This is a genomic window from Nocardia sp. NRRL S-836, from assembly GCF_001279525.1.
Lineage (GTDB): Bacteria > Actinomycetota > Actinomycetes > Mycobacteriales > Pseudonocardiaceae > Lentzea.
The window spans coordinates 1-318 of sequence record NZ_LGDY01000051.1 but is presented as its reverse complement, the minus strand read 5'-3'; the positions used below and the strand labels follow the sequence as shown (position 1 = coordinate 318).

Below are 318 nucleotides of genomic sequence, written 5' to 3'. Positions count from 1 at the left end.
GGATGATGCCCGCGTACTCCACCTGCTTCGGGGTGAGGTTGCGGCTCGGGCTCTGCGCGAGCAGCTGGGCGAAGATCAGCAGGCTGTTCAACGGGGTGCGCAGCTCGTTGCTCATCACCGGCAGCCGCCTGGAGTCGTGGGGCACCAACTGCTCCGGCATCCCCGCCGCGGTGGTGATCTGGAAGTTCAGGCCCTTCTACGAGGTGAGCGCGACATACACGACGAAGTCCCTGGCCACCATGACCAACAACCCGCCCACCACGTTGACCAGCCCTCCGATCCTCGCCAAGCTCCTCGCGCAGACCCCGATCCGTAACC

2 protein-coding genes are annotated in these 318 nt (G+C 65.7%); one reads left to right on the top strand and one right to left on the bottom strand.

Going from position 1 to position 318, the window contains the following annotated elements; translation table 11 throughout:
* Positions 1 to 115 (bottom strand): histidine kinase dimerization/phospho-acceptor domain-containing protein (locus ADL03_RS50710; RefSeq protein WP_369808944.1); only part of this gene is annotated, 115 nt, incomplete at its 3' end.
* On the opposite strand from ADL03_RS50710, the gene ADL03_RS49420 reads away from it, so the two are divergent.
* Positions 108 to 318 (top strand): hypothetical protein (locus ADL03_RS49420; protein ID WP_231641587.1); only part of this gene is annotated, 211 nt, incomplete at its 3' end. The two genes, ADL03_RS50710 and ADL03_RS49420, sit on opposite strands and share 8 nt — an antisense overlap.